The organism is Methylobacterium guangdongense, assembly GCF_038442355.1.
GTDB lineage: Bacteria > Pseudomonadota > Alphaproteobacteria > Rhizobiales > Beijerinckiaceae > Methylobacterium > Methylobacterium guangdongense.
Map to the genome: position 1 here is coordinate 1 of NZ_JBBXMX010000077.1, position 849 is coordinate 849.

Below are 849 nucleotides of genomic sequence, written 5' to 3' on the forward strand. Positions count from 1 at the left end.
GGTTGCAAACGCGTTCGGGGTGAGCCCGCCGAGGCTCGTGTGCGGGCGGCAGGTGTTGTAGTCGACCCGCCACGCCTCGATGATGGTCCGGGCCGCCGGCAGGCTCCGGAACAGATGCTCGTTCAGGCACTCGTCGCGCAAGCGTCCGTTCAAGCTTTCAACGAAGCCGTTCTGCTGCGGCTTGCCGGGGGCGATGTAGTGCCACTCGACCGCACGCTCTTCCTGCCAGCGAAGGATCGCATCCGAGGTCAGTTCGGTGCCGTTGTCCGAGACGATCATCAGCGGCTTGCCGCGGCCGGTGATGATCCGGTCGAGTTCACGTGCGACGCGATGGCCGGACAGCGACGTGTCGACTACCAGCGCCAGGCACTCCCGCGTGCAGTCGTCGACCACGACGAGGATGCGGAAACGCCGCCCGTCGTCGAGCGTGTCGGAGACGAAGTCGAGGCTCCAGCGCTGGTTCGGCTCCTGGGGCACGGCGGCGGGGGCCCGCGTGCCAAGGGCTCGTTTGCGCCCACCGCGCCTGCGCACCGACAGCCGCTCCTCCCGGTAGAGCCGGAACAGCTTCTTGTGGTTCAGCGTGACGCCCTCCCGCTGCAGCAGGATCAGCAGACGTCGGTAGCCGAACCGGCGACGCTCGCCGGCCAGGCTGCGCAGGCGTACCCGCACGGCCGCATCGTCACCTCGCGTCGAGGCATAGCGGTACGTCTTCGGCTCAAGGCCAATCAGCCCGCACGCACGACGCTGCGAGTAGCCCTTCTCCTCGATGGCCCAGCTCACGGCTGTTCTCCGTGCGCCGGGCGTCAGAAGTTTTTTCCCAGTGCCTCACGCAGCGTCGCCACGTCGAGC

At 68.0% G+C, this 849-nt stretch carries 1 pseudogene; it reads right to left on the minus strand.

The annotated features are described in order from the left end of the window. Positions 1–849 (minus strand): annotated as a pseudogene (locus AAHG09_RS31815) (IS3 family transposase); the annotation flags it as partial.